A 17,793-nucleotide genomic window follows, 5' to 3' on the forward strand; every position below is an offset into this window, starting at 1 on the left:
TCAGCTATAAACCCTTAAACTCTACGTACTTTTATGGATTCCACCTCATCGGAAGTGGCCCTCGCCGACCGTTTACACGAAGATTATCGCCGCCTAAGTGAAGAAATTGGAAAGGTTGTTATTGGGCAAGATGAAGTAGTAAGGCTACTGATTACATCGCTTTTTTGTCGCGGTCATAGTTTGCTGATTGGGGTTCCGGGCTTGGCTAAAACATTGTTAATTCATACCATCGCTTCGGCTGTAAATTTAGACTTTAGCCGAATTCAGTTCACCCCTGATTTAATGCCTTCGGATATTCTGGGGGCCGAAACCATTGATAAAGATCGCAACTTTAAATTTATTAAGGGGCCCATCTTTGCCAATATCATTCTGGCCGATGAGATTAACCGAACTCCGCCTAAAACCCAAGCTGCGCTACTAGAAGCTATGCAGGAGTACAAAGTAACGGTAGCCGGGGCTGATTATCCGCTGGACAAGCCGTTTTTTGTACTAGCTACTCAAAATCCGATTGAGCAAGAAGGAACCTATCCCCTACCCGAAGCTCAGCTCGACCGCTTTATGTTCGATATTCAGCTAACCTACCCTAGCTACGAATCGGAAGTAGATATTGTAAAAGCCACCACTACCGACTCAGATTACGAAGTGCAGAAGGTCATTACGGGCGAACAAATCGTGGAGTACCAGCATCTGGTGCGCCGGGTTCCGATTGCTGATAATGTGGTAGAATACGCCGTAGGCTTAGTCAATAAAACCCGCCCACATTCAGCGAAAGCCAGTGAAGTAGCCAATAACTTTTTAGAGTGGGGAGCGGGTCCGCGGGCTTCTCAGTACTTAGTACTAGCCGCCAAGTGCAATGCCCTGCTCAACCAAAAATACTCCCCGGATATTGAAGATGTGCAAGCCGTAGCCAAACCTATCTTGCGCCACCGCATCGTCCGCAACTTCAAAGCCGAAGCCGAAGGCATGACGGTAGACAAGATTGTGGAAGAGATGCTTTAGGAATCTGCTGATACTGTATTCCATGGCAATTCAGGATACGATTACCCAAACTTGGGTTAAGATAACAGGGCGGAAAATAGCTCCAGATGACTATGAGTGGTTGATTGGGCCAACGGGTCACACTGATATTATTAAGGACAAGTTTATCTTTGAGCTTGCGAGGAAAGAAGACCTGTCAATCCAAAAAAACGCGCTGAATTCTGGCCTACTCGAACGTATTGAGCAAATTGGAATAACTGGTCAGGAGAAAGAAAGGCTGAATAAGAAAGTAGTCGACTTCTACGAGAATACGTCGAACTATAACCTTGAGGTATGGTCAGAATGGAAAGGTTTGTTTAAACCATTTGGAAGGCTGCTATCAATAATATTTAGCAAACGGCTACAGCAATTGAACCTACCGCTGAACTCCATTGATACGGCGAAGGGTATCAAGAGTGAGATTATTAAACTCAGATCCAAAAACGAGCGTGAAACTCGTTGGACGATTTGGTACCGAATACTAAAAAGCACCAATGATGTGGTTTATTCGGGAATTTATACTACCTGTAAAAATCCGAACTACAAAGCTCCCCTACTCAAAGTGGTTTTTCCACTACCCAATGGAAATGCATCCGTAATTATGACTAAAAAAGTTCAAGCAGACGGCTCACTGCTGCTCTGCTCAGACGGTAAAAAGTTTGGAGATAATGGGTTTTACTTTACTCTGACAAATAAAAGAGGTGAATATTGGGCTCGCTTTGTAAAACCCATGCATGAATGGATTCGCGTTTATGAGGATGACGAAAAAGTGTTAAGAGCCGATCATAATCTAAATTTCTATGGTGTTAGGTTTTTGGACTTACACTATAAGATGAATAAAAAGTAGTAGTACCCAGCGCGCACTTTCCCCTTCATCAAAAATCCGCTAATTTAGGTTTTTCAAAAACTGTAAAACGCGGATCTATTGGTAGCTAAGCAACAAACATCACGGGTTAGTACTAAAATCGTAGGGCTGCTGTTAGGTCCATTGCTGTTTCTACTCATCTATTTTCTGGTTTCTATTGACGGCTTAGATGCCAACGCCACCAAAGTACTGGCTGTAGCCGGGTGGATGGTGCTGTGGTGGGTTACTGAGGCGGTTGCTTTACCCGTTACCGCTTTGTTGCCACTTATTCTCTTTCCGGTGTTTGGTATTTTGCCTACCGCCGAGGCGGCGGCTCCCTACGCTAGTCCTATTGTTTTTTTGTTTATGGGTGGGTTCTTAATTGCCCTGGCTATGGAAAAGCGGAACCTGCACCGCCGTATTGCGCTAAACTTAATTCGCCTCACCGGAACCCATGCTAACGGAATTATTCTGGGGTTTATGTTGGCTACAGCCTTTCTAAGCATGTGGATTTCTAATACGGCTACCACTGTAATGATGCTACCCATTGCGGTATCGGTCATTGATTTATTAAAAGATCAGCAGTCAGAAAAAGCGCAGGCGGGCTACCGAAAGTTTGCTTTGGGGCTGATGCTCTGTATTGCCTACTCGGCCAACATTGGTGGAACCACTACCATTATTGGCACCCCACCCAACGTAGTGATGGTGGGCTATATGCAAGAATTCTACGGACGAGATGTGGCTTTTGGAAAGTGGTTGCTAGTAGGTATTCCAGTTTGTGTAACCCTACTAACCATCACTTACCTAATGATTACTCAGGTATTGTTTCGTCATCGGTTGAAAGGATTAGCGGGGTCAGGAAATATTATTACCGATAAACTGCGGGAGCTGGGAGCTATGTCTAAAGCCGAGAAGCTAGTGGCAACTATCTTTACCCTCACCGCCTGCTGCTGGATTTTTCAGACCACCATTAACGGCTGGCTGGGCGATAAGTACTTAAACAACACCATTGTAGCGATGGGCGGAGGGTTACTCATGTTTGTGGTACCCATTAGCTTACGAACCCAAGAGTATGTGTTGGACTGGAAAAGCACTGAGCGACTTCCCTGGGGAATTTTGCTGCTATTTGGCGGAGGGCTTTGTTTGGCTAAAGGAATGGAGATGACCGGAATTGTGCAACTAGTCGGTGAACGCTTAGCAGGCGAAGGTACCCTGGCATTGCCTATTCTGATTTTGGCTCTTACCGGATTTTCTCTCTTCATTACCGAAATTATGAGTAACGTAGCGCTGATCGTTATTTTTGCTCCGGTGGCACTGGGCATTGCGGATAGCTTAGGAATAGAACCGATGCTGTTGGTAGCTCCCGTTACCATTGCTTCTAGTTGCGCTTTTATGATGCCAGTTTCTACCCCGCCCAATGCCATTGTATTTTCCAGTGGCCATATTCGTATTGCCGACATGGTGAAAGCCGGATTTTTCCTCAATATTCTCTCCATTATGGTACTACTTTTGATTACTCTGGGTATTATACAGTGGGTGTACGGGGGATAGATAAGAAATATGAGATGTGAAATATGAAAAAAAATTACTGGTTAGCTTTTGGGTTACTTGGATTTGCTTTGGTGGCAAAAGCTCAGACGACTGATACGCTCGGTAATGCTAAAATTGCCATCGGAATTAGTACCAACGCCTACCGGGGCGACTTAGGTCAAGCCTATGATAAATGGACACTGGCGTTTCAGGGAAGTTTGTTGTTTAATCACCAACGAAGGCTGCACGGTGGCGTTCACGCGAGTTACGGCACCCTGACGGGGCAGGCGCAAGGAGCACGGTTGTTTGAGCTAGAAGTTAATACTGCTAACCGCTTCTTTAAAACTACTTTCTTCTCAATGCATTATGCGCTAGAGTATGATCTGCTACGGCGCGAGAATATAATAGTATATCTAAGCCAGGGATTAGGATTTATTCGTTTTTCTCCTGAGAATCAATTCGGTGAGAGTTTGCAGAACGATCTGAGTACTCGTGCGCCTAACGAAACCTACGGTAATGTGGCAGCAATACTCCCTACGCAACTTGGTATCAACTACTTCTTTGCCAACCGCTTCGGCATTGGTAGTAAAGTCGGTTTTGCTAACTATCTTACTGATTATATAGATAATGTTTCTCAGCTGGGTAGCAACAGTGGTAACGATAACGCCCTGCACATTCAGTTTCTATTCCTTATTCCGGCTGCCTTCTGACAGACTACGTAGCGTATAGAAATCGGTGATACAGAGAGCTATAAATCCAGAAAGTATAAACGACTATCTTTCTGCATAAATCCTAGCTGTTCGTACAGATGAATGGCAGTCTGCTTTTCATCTTCAGTATACAAAAACAGTTTTTGAAGCCGTAACGATTTTGCCTTTTCTAGTATAGCGTGCGTTAGTTGCTTACCAATGCCCTTTCCCCGGTGGGCTCGATCCACGACCACATCTTCAATCCAGCCTTTATAGCCGGAAATAACCCGGTAACAGGTTAGCGTAGCCATACCTACAATTTGCTGTTGCTGACGATATACAAAGACGTAGGTAGTGTCGTTAGCTAAAACTTCGGTTAGGGCGAGTGGCGTCCGATTAGGATTTAACTGATGATCCAGTTCGGCAGCGGTCTGGGCATCGTCGGGCTGAAGGTTTTGTTGAGTAAGAATGGTTACCATAACCACAAAAAAAGCTTTCCCTACGAATAAGGAAAGCTTTTCATCAAATAAGTTTAGTTTATTAGCCTTTAGCATCGGCGTAGCGTTTGCCTACTTCGTCCCAGTTCACCACGTTCCAGAACGCGCTGATGTAATCTGGTCGTTTATTTTGGTAGTTCAGATAGTACGCGTGCTCCCAAACATCCAGTCCTAAAATTGGTGTGCCTTGCTCATCGGCAATATCCATCGCTGGATTATCTTGATTGGGGGTAGAGGTTACTTTCAGCGATCCGCTACCGTCTACAATCAGCCACGCCCAGCCCGAACCAAATCGAGTGGCGGCGGCTTGAGCAAATTTCTCTTTGAACGAATCGTAAGAACCAAAGGCTGAGTCAATGGCCGAAGCTAAATCGCCACTGGGTGAACCACCTCCGTCGGGAGAGAGTACTGACCAAAACAGTGAGTGATTATAGTGACCGCCACCGTTGTTACGAACGGCAGTTGAATAGCCACCGACTCCTTTCATCAGATCTTCTAAAGACATATCTGCTTGAGGCGTTCCGTCAATTGCATTGTTAAGTTTAGTTACGTATCCACCGTGGTGTTTATCATGATGGATTTGCATGGTTTTAGCGTCTATACTAGGTTCCAAAGCGTCAAATCCGTACGGTAGATCAGGAAGTTCAAAAGCCATGTGTGTGGTTGTTTTTAAAGTTTAAAAATTAAATTACTAGTTAGTTATACTTAACGAGCAAGTCTGGTTCTTGTTTGTCAATTTACGCGAAGCTCGCCATTTTCTTTCTTTACAAGTCATTTAAAGGCGGAACGGTGAGCTTCTCTACATTCCAATCCGCCAGCTTGGCTCCGGCCTGATAAGCACTTTCCATAAAATCCAAAAGGGCTTGTCGGGGATTTTCTTCCTTACGCAAATTTTCGTAGGTAAGAAACGCCTGCGGACTACCGTTGCTATCTACCCACTGAGCACTAGCGGGCTGAAGAGGTTGCTGATCAATTCCGTCGGGCGAGGGATGAGTGTAGGAGTAGAAAGCTGGTTCCCGCACCGTATCATCTCCCGCCCAAAAGCCGAAGCTGATTGCCTCGTGGGAATAAGCATCTTTATCTGACAAGCGCATGTCAGGATCTAAATCTGGCCCTTCCTTACCTGAGAAACGGGTCACCGCCAAATCCATGTGGTGCCAGTAGAGGTGTACTGGGCAGGATTTACCGTAAAACCTTCCACTGAACTCTTTAAAAACATCGTCTACCCAGATCAGTAGTCGCCAAAACCGCTCAATATACTCCGCATTATACGCCTTTTGTTCTTCAAGTTGCTCGAAGGGTTTATCTACATCGGGAATATAGAAGGGGCGATCTACGATAGCTACCTGAATTCCCAATTGCGTCAACCCATCCTGAATTTGCTGGTAAAACTCAGCTACACTTAAGCCATCGTGCAGCGGAATAGCAACTTCTTTCCCCTCACTGCTGCTCATCTCTAGCTGATGCTTCAGAAAGTTGAAAGTAATTTCAAAAACCCCACGCTCGTAAGGGATACTTCCGGTAGTTAACCCCTTAGAACTCACGTAGAACGTAATGTACCACCAGTGATTTTTCCGGGGAGTCAGCTTCAACCGAATCTTCCCAATAATCTGTAAGTACAGATGCAACGTCATTTTGCTCTCCTCCCAAGCTTCTAGCGGCAGGTCAGGTAGGTTTTGGTGATTGATAGTCATGGTAAAATAATGGTTGATGGTGTGTATTAAGGAAACGAATGAAGTAATAGTTTGCTCGTTATTTTTTTATCACTGATCCGGCGCAAATATCTACTTCTTCAGAACCTTCAATCCAAATCTGTAGTCTATTGATCCTTTCTTCCGTCAACTCTTTAAGATAAAACGCCCGACAAGTCGGATGAATACTACCATAGACTCCAGATTCTCTTTCAGGAAATTTTGCCTTTAATTCCGCATCCCTAAATTGAATCCAAATTCTTTGTGATACTTTCAAATTTTGGGTGAATGCAGTATCTAATTTGTATTTGACTAAAATTTGCTGGTAAACATCATTGAGTTTCTTATCAATTTCTTGATAAGCACTATATGCTTGCCGATTCATCTCTGCCTGAGTCTGCGCCCAAACTGTTGGACTTACTATTAAAAAAAGCAGTAGTAAACTTATTCTCATAACATGATGCGGTAAAGTTGGTGCTAATTGTTACTCTATAACAACCGATCATCCCAGAAATAGTCTTCAGTTCTTACGAGCTGAACGTTGGCATTGAAATCTTGGTGCTCGGTGTTGATGATATAGTTATGTTCATACTTCTAACAGCAGTCCCAATAGAAATAAGCCTTTGAAAAATTTCTTTCGATTAAATTTTCTTTGGCGATAAAAATGTGTCCAAGCCCGCTATCACCAAACATAATATGATCGTCGACATCAATTTGCAAAACCTGTATATCTTCTTTCCTTTCCGAACTATAATCTCTTGGATCAGATTGAGTGAAATCTGCATATCCACCAATTTTGTGTCCAGAAGCATCAAAATATTTACCTAACTTTACTTGCTGTTCTTCTGTCAAACTTTCGGAGAAGTCCCAATAGTCGTCTTGCCCAAAAAGATAATCGAACTGTGAGTCTTCAGAGCCGCCTTTATCTACCCCCTTTTTAAAAGTCAGTTGATGAAGCTTGATTATGGGCATATCATCATAATCATCATTTGACAAAAACGAAAAGTCACTCAAGGTCGGTTTCCGTAGTTCTTCTTCACTGTGGTAAATAACTTTCGCATCATCATCATACCAATCAGTTTTTGATATAAAAAGCTGAAGAATTCCGCTCTTTGGAAAGTCTTGCAAGAATGGTATTTGCTCAAAATTTAATTGAGCTGTCATTACCATTGGTTGCCCAGTTCTGTCTTTCGGATACTCCTTATCCCTTGGGAAAAATGGGATTCCCAGAAACTTACTCTCTTTCACATCTAGCTTATCTTCAAGAGGTAATTCCTTCCTCGATTTTGCTTTTATCCGAACGAACTTGCGTTCGTACTTTTTTAGATCTGCTTCATATTCTTTCAAAAAATCTGGAATCATCAAGTATCTGTTTTACGGTACGCTATTTTATACGCAAAATTAATATACTCATAGCACAGATAGAATCACTAAAAATTATTCTGCGAACAAACCAGAGCACGCCCAAAACGTGCTCTAGCAATAGGGTTTAATAACGCTATAAGTTAGTTAACCGACATCGGAATATCCATTAGCAGTACTTCTGCGTCGCTATCAGCTTGGAAAGTGATTTTGTCAGTACTCCACACTCCTAAGCCGTCGCGTTGGTGCAGTGCTTGATCGCCTACGGTCACGCTACCTTTTAGTACAAAGACGTACACCCCGTTGCCGGGCTGAGCTACTTCGTAATCCAGCGCAGTGCCTTCGGTTAAATTACCTAATGAAAAGTAGGCATCCTGATTAATCCAAACCGCACCTTCTTCAGTAGGTGATACGACCCGCTGCCAACGGTTTACTCGATCTTCGGGATTAAAAGTAATCTGATCATAGCGAGGCTCAATATTTTTCTCCTTGGGGAATACCCAAATCTGAAGAAAGTTGACGGGTTCCTCTTTACTGTGATTATACTCTGAGTGCGAAACCCCGGTGCCAGCACTCATAATCTGTACATCGTTCTGATGAATTACCGTTTTGCTACCCATGCTGTCTTTGTGCTCCAAGGCTCCTTCTAATGGGATAGAAATAATCTCCATATTGTCGTGTGGGTGCGTTCCGAAGCCCATGCCGCCCTGCACTACGTCATCATTCAGTACCCGTAGTACACCAAAATGTACTCGCTCAGGATTGTGGTAACGAGCAAAACTAAAGGTATGATGACTGTTCAACCAACCATGGTTGGCGTGTCCACGAGTTTCGGCTTTATGCAATACTGTTTTCATGATTCTGTCTGGTTTATTGTTTTCAGCTACTCATTCTAACGCAGCTAAACAATGTTTGATAGCGACAAAATCAGGGAAAAGATGGTAAAAATTATGGAATACAAGCGGGGTGCTAAAGACGATAAGTGTAATACTAATTTCTTACTTAGCCTCTTTATTCAGTTTGTAGAGATGATAAATATTAATTGCCCCATTTTCTCCACCTGACATTCCAGTCATAGATAAAATACGACCATCCGCAGAATCTACGAAGAAATAGTTATACAGTTCTTTTCCGTGATTCTCGGCTCCTGCAGGAACAATGATTGGGTAAGCATATCCGTCACGATGATTTACTACTATATTTTCCAATTTCAATGAATCAACAACTTCTAATGGATATTGATAAAATTTCTCGAGTTTACCTTTTTCTATCTGTTTTTTTAGTGGCTTACCTATAATATAATCATAAAGCAAAACAGTTTTCTGACCAATACTTTCGCCCCTCACTTCTACTGACTTTTTAAGGGCTTTAACCTTTGCAATTTCATGATCGACACAATCCACAATCTGGTTCTCTAAGTGTTGAACCATAAACCTGATGCCAACTCGGGGTATACCCACTTCCGGCACATAAGATAAGGCAATCTCTTGCTTAGGGTTACCTGCCCAAGATAACTTCAGCATGGAAGATTTCCCTACAAATGAGCGATGATAACTCCAGTCAGACAGGCTATTAAATCCATATCTTGGATTGGAGGAATAGAAGTCATTCATTTTGTAATTCTTCTGTTTGGTAACCTCTAGAATACAATAGTCAGGATCTTTTGAACTCCGTAAATGCTCTACTTGAGAAGAAGTAACGAACTCAATTTTTTTGCTGATATTCCATTCTTCCTCGATGGCTTCTTTTAAGAATGTGTTGAACTCTGAAACTACAGTTTGATATTTTTCTAACCCTTCAGGCTCTTTCTTGGTAAAGTATTGAACCATCTTTTCATCTTCTTCTAAGAAAACAACCGCTAGTTTGCATTCTTTTACTTTATGAGCTAGTTCTTTATCAGCAGGTACAAACTGTGCCTGTAAACCTACGGGCATGATAAAGATAATTACGATCCAGATTCTTAATTTAACGAACATGTCTATCATCAGTATAGTGGGGACATATGCAAATTAATAAGTGCACGAACCAGAAAAGGCTAAAACTTAGATGATCCCTTACTATGTAATGATGAGCGTATTTTAGCAAGAGCAGTTATGCTATCTGCTCTTAACTTTTCCAGCTTTTTGTTTTGAATTCAGTAAGAGATTGCCCCGTTTGGGCACGGAAGAATTTGGTGAAGTGAGAAGGGTTGCGGAAGCCGAGATTATGGGCGAGTTCTTTAGTAGTAGCGGCCTCGAAGGCGGCACGTCGCTTGGCTTCCAGCGTGAGTCGCCGTTGGATATATTCTTTGGCAGTTTGTCCGAGCAGTGAGCGCACTACATCGTTTAGGTGATTGGGCGTGATAAATAATTTTTCGGCATAGTCACCTACTTTGTGACACTGGGTTACATGAGATTCTACTAACTGTTTGAAACTACGAAGAATGGTTTGTCCCGCTTGCAATTGTTGCGGATTTACCGGGTCTAAATCGCAAACATTATTACAGGCAATCAGAAAGAGTTTAAGCCAAGCACCTAGAGCTTCGTAGCGATAATCGGTCAACTGTTCGGCTTGCTGCATCTGTTTTACATAAAGGTGTAGAGTGGCTTTTTGTGGTTCAGAAATTACTAAAGGAGGATTTTCTTCGCAACTGCGAAAAATCTTAAGTTGCTCGATAAATTCTTCCCGAATGCCATTCATCTGCAAAAATTCGGATGTAAACAAAAGCACTACTCCCGTGGGGTCAGGCTTAGTACGTACCTGATGCACTTGCCCCGAACTCACGAAAAAAAGGTGGTCGGGCTTAATTTCATAATCGACAAAATCAATCATGTGGGTGCCTGTAGCGGTAAACGACCACAGAATAGTGTAGTAAAAGTGCCGATGCGGCTGATCGGGTTTTCCTTGATTAACTTGGTCAATGGCCTCCATGGTACGCAGCGAGAAGGGAACGGCTTGCTGATCGTGTTGAAGCTCGTAGTTGGGCAGTCTGTTAGCCATTACTATTCATCTTCTTCAAACAAGGCGAAGTCTACCAAAAGTCGGCAGATCTTGCCCGAGGCATCACGGCCAATGTAGGTTGTGTACGTTCCGGCACCGTCGCCCGACGAACAAGCCACCAGATTACCACTCTCTAGATCTAACTCAGCCCAAGCCCGATCATCTTCGTAGGTTTCATCCAGAGCATTGTTCAGTTTATTCATCACGGCCTCACGTTCTTCACCGTCAATAGCTGGTAAATCAGACAGGACATTGGCATCAGCTAACACGAAAATACCGGATTCTACCAGTGTGCTTGCATGAGCATTCTCACCGGAATAAGTCGCCGATTCCCAGTGTTGGGGCGCATTATTACTAAATTTAATGCGGAAGTAGCCAGCAATCTCTTCCCCGTCCTCAAATTCAGCGATAGCTACTTCGGTCAGAAATTCTCCGTTGGGAAAAGTCTCTGAGAGTTGCAGCGTGTCTGAGGCGCGAGCTGGATCACCCGCTATTATCTGACCAGAACTAATTCGCAGATAACCTATGGGCTGGTTAGTAAACAGCAGTTCTTCATCCGCCAGTTCTACCACAATATCTTCGTCATCGAAGGCTAATTCAAAAAGTTCGGCAATAGATTGATCCATAGATTTAGCAATAGTGTAAAAAAATTCTCTGTAATATAGTTTATCTGCCTGGATGAACAACTTTTATACTGTCTACCAGCCAATCTGCTACGAAATAACAGCCATACCAATCTTCACTGCTCAAAATAACCGAGCAACGTAGTATAAAAATTCTTCTTCATCTGTTCAGCGTCAATAGAGCGATAATAGTTAATCTTTCGGTTGCCACTATCGCGAGAGGTGGTTACTTCTACGGTTTCCGCCCACTCGGGATGAATAATAGCTTCAATCAGGGCTAAGTCCCAGATGGTGCGCTCTTTTCGGCTGCCATCTAAATGTTGGTACCAACGGTCTACTAAAAAACTACCCAATTGATGCGTGCCCGATAACTTCTCTTCTACCTCCGCAAAGGTAAACTTCATGGCCGAAGCCACATTTACCGGAATAACATTCATATCTATTTCTGAAGTAAGTAAAATCTCCAGTGCCTGGGCATCCATCATAGCATTAAAATCTACTCGCTTCAGGATATTATTTTCAAAATCGTAGCTACTACCTAGCCAGTAAAGTTTGATACGTGGTTCTATGGAAGGATCGATGTAAATGGCCGAAGCCACATTGGTGAGCGCACCTAATGCTACTACAGTTAGCTTCTCGCCGGTAGGGGTAGCCTTTGCCTGCTTAATAATCTCGTAGGCAGCGGCTGAGTGCTGAGCTAGATCACCCCAGTCGTACATCCGTGCCACTCCGCCCCGACGAGTAGGTACAGAAACGTCAAAATATCCTAGTAACAATTGGTTGAGCCGATGGCTATTTTCCATTGTATTAGGTTCGGCCCAGTGGCTAGTTTGCCAATGAGTGGCATTCAGTGCAACAATATTCCACGAGGGTTCTACCAAAGCCCGGGCAATAGCGTACAGATCATCTACTTCGTTACCCGTATCAGCATCTAGCACAATGCGGGTGGGAGACTGACCTATTGCGGTTAGGCAGTTAAAGTAGGTGAGGCAAAAAAGGACTACCCAGAAAAAAGTATTCTTAGAGCGTAATCGGTATTTCATAAAAGCAGAGAAGTTGCGTATCGGTGCAGTTTACACATTTCTACGAGCGGGCACAAACTATTCTTCCTAAGAGAGCGAGCATATCAATGTTTAACCGATTGGTTGTAACAAAAAAAGCTGACTGAGTACGAAACCCAGCCAGCTTAATTACTTTTGACTAAAAAGATTTATAAAAACATTCCACCGGAAGCTTCAATGCGTTGGGCATTTACCCAGCGGGCATCCTCAGTACATAGGAAGGCAACTACTCCCCCAATATCTTCGGCTTCGCCTACTCGCCCGAGGGCAGTTTGCGACGCAATGATTTCTTTCATTTGAGGCATCGCTTCAAAGTCGCCTCGGTTAAAATCAGTCGCAATGGCTCCGGGGGCTACAACGTTGGCCGTGATTTGTCGGCTGCCTAACTCTTTTGCTAAGTAGCGAGTGAAGGTTTCCATGGCTCCCTTCATGGCAGCGTAAGCACTGTACCCGGGAAGAGAGAAGCGGGCTAATCCGGTAGAGATATTGATGATTCGTCCGCCGTCGGCGAGCAGAGGCAACGCTTTCTGGGTAAGAAAGTACGCTCCTTTGAAATGCGTATTGTTCAGGGTATCAAAGGTCTCTTCATCTACCTGACCAATCATTCCGTGAGCGTTTACCCCAGCATTGTTTACCAAAAAGTCGAAATTATCCCGGTTCCAGCGTTCGTTTAGCTGTTCTTTTACCTGAGCGAAGAAAGCGTCAAATGATTTGATATTTGCCACGTCCAGTGGTAAGGCTACCGCCTTTTGCCCTTGCCGCTCAATAGCGTTTATTACTTCCTTCGCCGCATCTTCATTGCTACGGTAGGTGATGATTACGTCGCTGCCGTACTCGGCTAAACGCAGTGCTTGATCTTTTCCTAAACCTCGGCTTCCGCCGGTTACTAGTGCGATTTTGTTTGCTAACTTTGTCATGGTTTTGTTGATTTAAGTTTGTTTTCAATTAACTACACGACAAAGGTAAGGTAGCGGATAGGGCTACTAAAGACACATTTCTCAGCATCGATGGCGCAAAGCTAAGATGCTAGCGATTGACGATAAGTATTGGGAGTTTTCTTGGTGTGTTTCTTAAAAAATTTGCTGAAATGCGTAGGTTCCGAAAACTTTAGTTGGTAAGCGACTTCTTTCACCGACATCGATTTATTATTCAACAAAGCCTGGGCTTCCACCAGCGTTTTTTCATTAATCCAGGTATTCACCGACTTTCCAGTTTTGTTTTTGATGACGGTACTAAAGTAATTAGGGTGCAACTGCTGATGCTCAGCGTAGTCCTGCACATTGGGCAGTGCCTTGAGGTTCGCCAGGTTGCGGTACGATTTCTCCAGATCCTGCTTAAAGGTCTGTACAATCATCGATCCCCGATCTGATTCTTGCAACGGATTATAGTCTTTCCAAAACCGATCTTTGATTTTCAGTAGCAGCACTACGAACAAGTTACCAATGATGCGGTACCGATAGCGGGTGTTTCCTTCGTACTCATCAGCAATTTGCCTAACCATTTTTTGGTACTCACCAAAGGTATCTGCGTCCAGATAGCCCGGTGGAACGGTTTCGGCTAGTAGAAACGGAAAATCTTCAAAAACATCAGTATGAACGTTTTGCTTGAGAAACTTCTCCGATAGTGTGACCAGGTATCCGGTGCACTTTTCTTGAAGATAGAATGATTTTAGGTGGCCGGGGTTGGTAAAATACACCGTGCGTGGCTTGGCCTGAAACTGCTGACCATCCAATGTATACTGACTGTGACCGCTCTCTAAAAAAACAAAGGAATAATAATTAGCCCTAAACGTCGGTGACTGCCGTACCTCGCCATGCACATTTTCTAACCGATGCACGGTAAACTCGGCGTCCTGCTCAATTGGGATGCCCAGATTATTGAATAAATCCTGAAGTCGGTCGTGAACAATAATTGGAGTGCTCATTTCTTAGCATGTTTTTCTGGGTAACCACCAAGCACAAGTTATAGTTAGATACGATCCGATGAAGTAACGAACATCATATCCGTCAGGCAGAGAAACTTTTACTTCACTCCTGATGCACTACATCTTTTCACACTTAGTACAGCAAAATTAAAAGTAGTTGTGTTAGTACTGCTTTTCTTGGCAGTTGGTACAGAAGGAAAAATACTGCTTTCCGTCATCTCATCTATTAATGCAACTCTGTTGCAAAAAAGAAAAATACCACTACCTTTACTAACGATATATTCACTAAAACAACATCAAGACAAATATTACTTAAGTTCCACTACGCTTCCAATCTCTTCTCAAGAACTCATAAAATTTCATGCTATGTATGACAATAATCAATTTGAAGTCATCATTATCGGCGGTAGCTACGCCGGACTTTCCGCTGCAATGACACTAGGGCGCTCACTAAGAAAAACATTGGTTATTGACAGTGAAAAGCCTTGTAATCGGTTCACTCCTTACGCTCATAATTTTATAACCCAAGACGGAAAGAAGCCAGGCGAGATTTCTACACTAGCGCGTCAGCAGGTAGAAAAATATGATACGGTAACTTTCCTTAGCGACTTGGCTACCCAGGGAGCTAAAACTGAGCACGGCTTCGAGATTCAAACAAACTCGGGACAAACCTTTGGTGCCCAGAAATTACTCTTCGCTACCGGAGTTAGAGATGTTTTGCCTGATATTGATGGCTTTACCGAGTGTTGGGGCAAAACCGTTATTCATTGTCCCTACTGTCACGGATATGAAGTGAAAGGTAAGAAAACCGGGATTTTTGTAAACGATGAGTCGGTCTTTGATTTTTACAAGATTATTTCCAATTGGACAGATAGTATCACAGTCTTCACCAACGGAGAGGCTACTTTTGAGCAGGCTGAACTCCGAGAACATAAAATTTCAATTATTGAGACCCCAATTGAGCATCTTGAGCATGAAGGAGGCCTTTTAAAGAAAGTAGTTTTAAAAAATGGACAAACCTACGTGCTAGACGCGCTTTACTTTCGCCCACCATTCGTTCAGCACTGCGAAATACCGCAACAGCTAGGATGTGCCATAAATGAGAGCGGGCACATAGAAGTTGACGGTTTTCAAAAGACAAGTCTTCCTGGAGTATTTGCCGCTGGCGACTGTACTACTCCGTTCCGTAGTCTTGCTACTGCTTCGGCTCAAGGGAGTGTAGCAGGAGCGATGCTGAATCACGAGTTGATCAGAGGTGGTGTAGACAAAACCAACGGCCACGAATAAGGCGGGCGCTCTCACTTTGTGGACAGCACTAAAATAGTGAAGCCCGCCAGTATACACTGCTTTCTAGGCAACGATACGCCCTGTAATCTAAAAACTCCGAGAACTCTTATTCGGCGGAAGACTCACGGTCAAGGTCAATATCATTTCTAGAATACACGTTAGCATATGCCATCATATGTATTGTGAGCATTTCATTTTTAGTTCATCTGTTCTGCCGTTAGCTTACTTGAGCAGAGTCCTAAAGTTGTCATGAATGTTGAGAAGAGAAGCAAATAGATCGTGTCTTGTCTATCAATTAATTGAAGAACTTCTTTGCCAATTGGAAGTGAAATGGCGACCAAAACAAATGTTACGGTTCCAGTTAGGTAGTTCACTTGAATTGAGGAAATGAAAGCTGAGTTAAACAGGAGAAACCCTATTCCAGATAATCCAACAGCTGCAAAAGAAATGATCAAGTGAACGTTCCCAAGTCCAACAGCTAGTATGGCTGAACCAAAAAACAATGCCGTCGAGATTAAGCCTAAAGTTAGGGTAGAGCGCCACTTTTTATAATTAACAGAGTTCCAGTTTGCAAGAGGTACAGAAATTCCAAATAAGAATGGGAAAATATAGGGCGCGTTAAGATTCTCGCCCAAAAATATTCCTAACCAACTAAATAGTTGGCCTAGCAGAAGGGTTAAGAATATCTGTTTATTGCTCACGTTCTAGGTGCAGGATGTATGCTAATTGTAAGATAAAGCCACTAGGGATTACTCTACTTCTCTCTTCTCGAAGTAACGACAAAAATGAGTTAATTCACACTGTTCACACTTGGGTTTTCGGGCGAGGCAGACGTAGCGCCCGTGTAAGATGAGCCAGTGGTGAGCATTAGCCACGTGTTCTTCGGGAATGTGACGGATGAGCTGCTTTTCTACTTCCAAAGGGGTTTTGGCCGTCTGGGTTACCAACCCCAACCGCTTAGAGACTCGAAATACATGGGTATCTACCGCCATAGCCGGTTGATTGAAAATAACCGAAGAGATCACATTAGCCGTCTTCCGGCCTACTCCTGGCAGTTTTTGTAGTTCTTTGATATCACTAGGCACTTCTGAGTCAAAATCCTCAATTAGCATCTTAGCCATTCCGAGCAAATGCTTGGTTTTGTTATTGGGGTAGGAGATACTTTTAATGTAGGGAAAAAGCTCGTCGAAATGACTAGCTGCTAAATGTTCGGGAGTAGGAAATTGCTCAAATAACGCGGGAGTAACCATATTCACCCGCTTATCAGTACACTGAGCACTCAGAATAACCGCTACCAGTAATTCGTAAGGATTATTGTAGGTTAGCTCAGTCTCTGCTTCAGGCTGATGGGTTGCGAAATAAGAGATAAATTCCTGAAACCGCTCTTTCTTATTCATAAAAAAAGGTAGCTATTCTTCAGCCACCCGAATATCAAAAGTCTTAGAATACGCCAGAATGCGGTTAACAGTCTGGTTAGAAGGGTTCTTTTCAATAGATACGTTTTCTAATCGGCTTTTTACCGAATGTAATTTTTGAAACATATCCATTAGCTCGCTGTCTAAGCAGAGTGCTTCTTCAAATCGGTGAGCTTCCTCAGCCGACATTTCTTCATACGTATAACGTACTGCATCATCTAGGGTAAATGTTTGGATCATAGGCGATATTATGTTTTTGCATCTTCTTTCTCAAATTAATGAGAGCGTAGCGCATACGGCCCAGTGCCGTGTTAATACTAACCCCAGTGGCATCGGCAATTTCTTTGAAACTCATGTCCATATAGTGGCGCATGGTCAAAACTTGTCGCTGTGCCTCGGGCAATTCTTTAATCAATTGCCTTAATAACGTATGTGTATCCTTTTTTATTTGAATCGATTCGGCAGAATCTTCAGAAAAATCTAACGTGTTGAAAACATTACTGCCATCTTCTACCACAATCGTCGGATAACGCCGGGTTTTGCGGAAATGATCAATAGAAAGATTATGAGCAATTCGCATTACCCAAGGCAGAAATTTACCCTCTTCGTTGTACCGTCCCGATTTAATGGTGTTTACAACCTTAATGAACGTTTCTTGCAAAATATCTTCTGCAATGCATTCATCTTTCACGATCATGTAAATCGCGGTGAAAATTTTGGCTTTGTGCCGATTGACCAATTGCTCAAATGCTGCCTCGTGCCCTTGCTTGTACAGAGACACTAGTTTACTGTCGCTTACTGCGTACTTCTTCATTAATCCAAGTGTTTAGTGAGCGTAGAGGTTTATGGCATAGAAACTGGTTTAAGCGTAAAT

21 protein-coding genes are annotated in these 17,793 nt (G+C 43.2%); 5 read left to right on the forward strand and 16 right to left on the reverse strand.

Annotation, left to right across the window (positions count from 1 at the left end; all coding sequences use genetic code 11):
- Positions 1 to 33 precede the first annotated feature (33 nt).
- From P0M28_RS16305 to P0M28_RS16320, 4 genes are all read left to right on the forward strand, one after another.
- On the forward strand, positions 34 to 999 hold the full coding sequence (locus tag P0M28_RS16305) for an AAA family ATPase (RefSeq protein WP_302203541.1): 966 nt from the start codon (positions 34 to 36) through the stop codon (positions 997 to 999).
- A gap of 22 nt (positions 1,000 to 1,021) precedes the next feature.
- Positions 1,022 to 1,864, forward strand: coding sequence for a hypothetical protein (locus P0M28_RS16310; protein ID WP_302203542.1), 843 nt, complete (start codon positions 1,022 to 1,024; stop codon positions 1,862 to 1,864).
- Between the two features lie 78 nt (positions 1,865 to 1,942).
- Positions 1,943 to 3,412: an SLC13 family permease gene (locus P0M28_RS16315; protein ID WP_302203543.1), complete on the forward strand. Its 1,470-nt coding sequence runs from the start codon at positions 1,943 to 1,945 to the stop codon at positions 3,410 to 3,412.
- Positions 3,413 to 3,435: 23 nt separating this feature from the next.
- Complete coding sequence (locus P0M28_RS16320) at positions 3,436 to 4,101, forward strand: hypothetical protein (protein WP_302203544.1); 666 nt, start codon at positions 3,436 to 3,438, stop codon at positions 4,099 to 4,101.
- Between the two features lie 38 nt (positions 4,102 to 4,139).
- Here P0M28_RS16320 and P0M28_RS16325 read toward each other — a convergent pair whose 3' ends face one another.
- The 12 genes from P0M28_RS16325 to P0M28_RS16380 form a co-directional block, all read right to left on the reverse strand.
- Positions 4,140 to 4,634, reverse strand: a complete 495-nt coding sequence (locus tag P0M28_RS16325) for a GNAT family N-acetyltransferase (protein ID WP_302203545.1) — start codon at positions 4,632 to 4,634, stop codon at positions 4,140 to 4,142.
- Positions 4,621 to 5,232, reverse strand: coding sequence for a superoxide dismutase (locus P0M28_RS16330; RefSeq protein ID WP_302203546.1), 612 nt, complete (start codon positions 5,230 to 5,232; stop codon positions 4,621 to 4,623). Before P0M28_RS16330 ends, P0M28_RS16325 begins: the two co-directional genes overlap by 14 nt.
- Before the next feature lie 109 nt (positions 5,233 to 5,341).
- Complete coding sequence (locus tag P0M28_RS16335; protein ID WP_302203547.1) at positions 5,342 to 6,271, reverse strand: DUF5996 family protein; 930 nt, start codon at positions 6,269 to 6,271, stop codon at positions 5,342 to 5,344.
- A gap of 58 nt (positions 6,272 to 6,329) precedes the next feature.
- Positions 6,330 to 6,722, reverse strand: coding sequence for a lysozyme inhibitor LprI family protein (locus tag P0M28_RS16340; RefSeq protein ID WP_302203548.1), 393 nt, complete (start codon positions 6,720 to 6,722; stop codon positions 6,330 to 6,332).
- A 140-nt stretch (positions 6,723 to 6,862) separates the two neighbouring features.
- The gene (locus tag P0M28_RS16345; protein WP_302203550.1) at positions 6,863 to 7,630 is read right to left on the reverse strand and encodes a YwqG family protein; all 768 of its coding nucleotides are present in this window, start codon (positions 7,628 to 7,630) and stop codon (positions 6,863 to 6,865) included.
- Positions 7,631 to 7,773: 143 nt separating this feature from the next.
- The gene (locus tag P0M28_RS16350; RefSeq protein WP_302203551.1) at positions 7,774 to 8,487 is read right to left on the reverse strand and encodes a pirin family protein; all 714 of its coding nucleotides are present in this window, start codon (positions 8,485 to 8,487) and stop codon (positions 7,774 to 7,776) included.
- A 141-nt stretch (positions 8,488 to 8,628) separates the two neighbouring features.
- Complete coding sequence (locus P0M28_RS16355; RefSeq protein ID WP_302203552.1) at positions 8,629 to 9,564, reverse strand: hypothetical protein; 936 nt, start codon at positions 9,562 to 9,564, stop codon at positions 8,629 to 8,631.
- A 172-nt stretch (positions 9,565 to 9,736) separates the two neighbouring features.
- Positions 9,737 to 10,609, reverse strand: coding sequence for a helix-turn-helix domain-containing protein (locus tag P0M28_RS16360; protein ID WP_302203553.1), 873 nt, complete (start codon positions 10,607 to 10,609; stop codon positions 9,737 to 9,739).
- Positions 10,610 to 10,611: 2 nt separating this feature from the next.
- Positions 10,612 to 11,235 carry a DUF4241 domain-containing protein gene (locus tag P0M28_RS16365; RefSeq protein WP_302203554.1) on the reverse strand — a complete coding sequence of 208 codons (624 nt, stop codon included), beginning with the start codon at positions 11,233 to 11,235 and terminating at the stop codon, positions 10,612 to 10,614.
- Between the two features lie 113 nt (positions 11,236 to 11,348).
- Positions 11,349 to 12,275, reverse strand: coding sequence for a nucleoside hydrolase (locus P0M28_RS16370; RefSeq protein WP_302203555.1), 927 nt, complete (start codon positions 12,273 to 12,275; stop codon positions 11,349 to 11,351).
- Positions 12,276 to 12,442: 167 nt separating this feature from the next.
- Positions 12,443 to 13,210 (reverse strand): SDR family NAD(P)-dependent oxidoreductase, encoded by a 768-nt coding sequence (locus P0M28_RS16375; protein WP_302203557.1) that lies wholly within the window; start codon positions 13,208 to 13,210, stop codon positions 12,443 to 12,445.
- Positions 13,211 to 13,311: 101 nt separating this feature from the next.
- Positions 13,312 to 14,217 carry a helix-turn-helix domain-containing protein gene (locus tag P0M28_RS16380; RefSeq protein WP_302203559.1) on the reverse strand — a complete coding sequence of 302 codons (906 nt, stop codon included), beginning with the start codon at positions 14,215 to 14,217 and terminating at the stop codon, positions 13,312 to 13,314.
- A gap of 366 nt (positions 14,218 to 14,583) precedes the next feature.
- Here P0M28_RS16380 and P0M28_RS16385 point away from each other — a divergent pair, with 366 nt between their 5' ends.
- Entirely contained in the window at positions 14,584 to 15,504 is a 921-nt protein-coding gene (locus P0M28_RS16385) for an NAD(P)/FAD-dependent oxidoreductase (RefSeq protein WP_302203561.1), read from the forward strand.
- A 197-nt stretch (positions 15,505 to 15,701) separates the two neighbouring features.
- On the opposite strand, the gene P0M28_RS16390 is transcribed toward P0M28_RS16385, so the two are convergent.
- From P0M28_RS16390 to P0M28_RS16405, 4 genes are read right to left on the reverse strand one after another with little or no spacing between them, the layout of a single operon-like run.
- On the reverse strand, positions 15,702 to 16,205 hold the full coding sequence (locus P0M28_RS16390) for a hypothetical protein (RefSeq protein ID WP_302203562.1): 504 nt from the start codon (positions 16,203 to 16,205) through the stop codon (positions 15,702 to 15,704).
- A 48-nt stretch (positions 16,206 to 16,253) separates the two neighbouring features.
- Entirely contained in the window at positions 16,254 to 16,901 is a 648-nt protein-coding gene (gene nth / locus P0M28_RS16395; protein ID WP_302203563.1) for an endonuclease III, read from the reverse strand.
- A 12-nt stretch (positions 16,902 to 16,913) separates the two neighbouring features.
- Positions 16,914 to 17,159: a hypothetical protein gene (locus P0M28_RS16400; protein ID WP_302203565.1), complete on the reverse strand. Its 246-nt coding sequence runs from the start codon at positions 17,157 to 17,159 to the stop codon at positions 16,914 to 16,916.
- A complete protein-coding gene (locus P0M28_RS16405) occupies positions 17,134 to 17,733 on the reverse strand; it encodes an RNA polymerase sigma factor (protein WP_302203567.1) in 600 nt (199 codons plus the stop codon). The genes P0M28_RS16400 and P0M28_RS16405 overlap by 26 nt, the downstream gene beginning before the upstream one ends.
- Positions 17,734 to 17,793 lie beyond the last annotated feature (60 nt).

Origin of the sequence: Tunicatimonas pelagia (assembly GCF_030506325.1) — a bacterium.
Taxonomy (GTDB): domain Bacteria; phylum Bacteroidota; class Bacteroidia; order Cytophagales; family Cyclobacteriaceae; genus Tunicatimonas; species Tunicatimonas pelagia.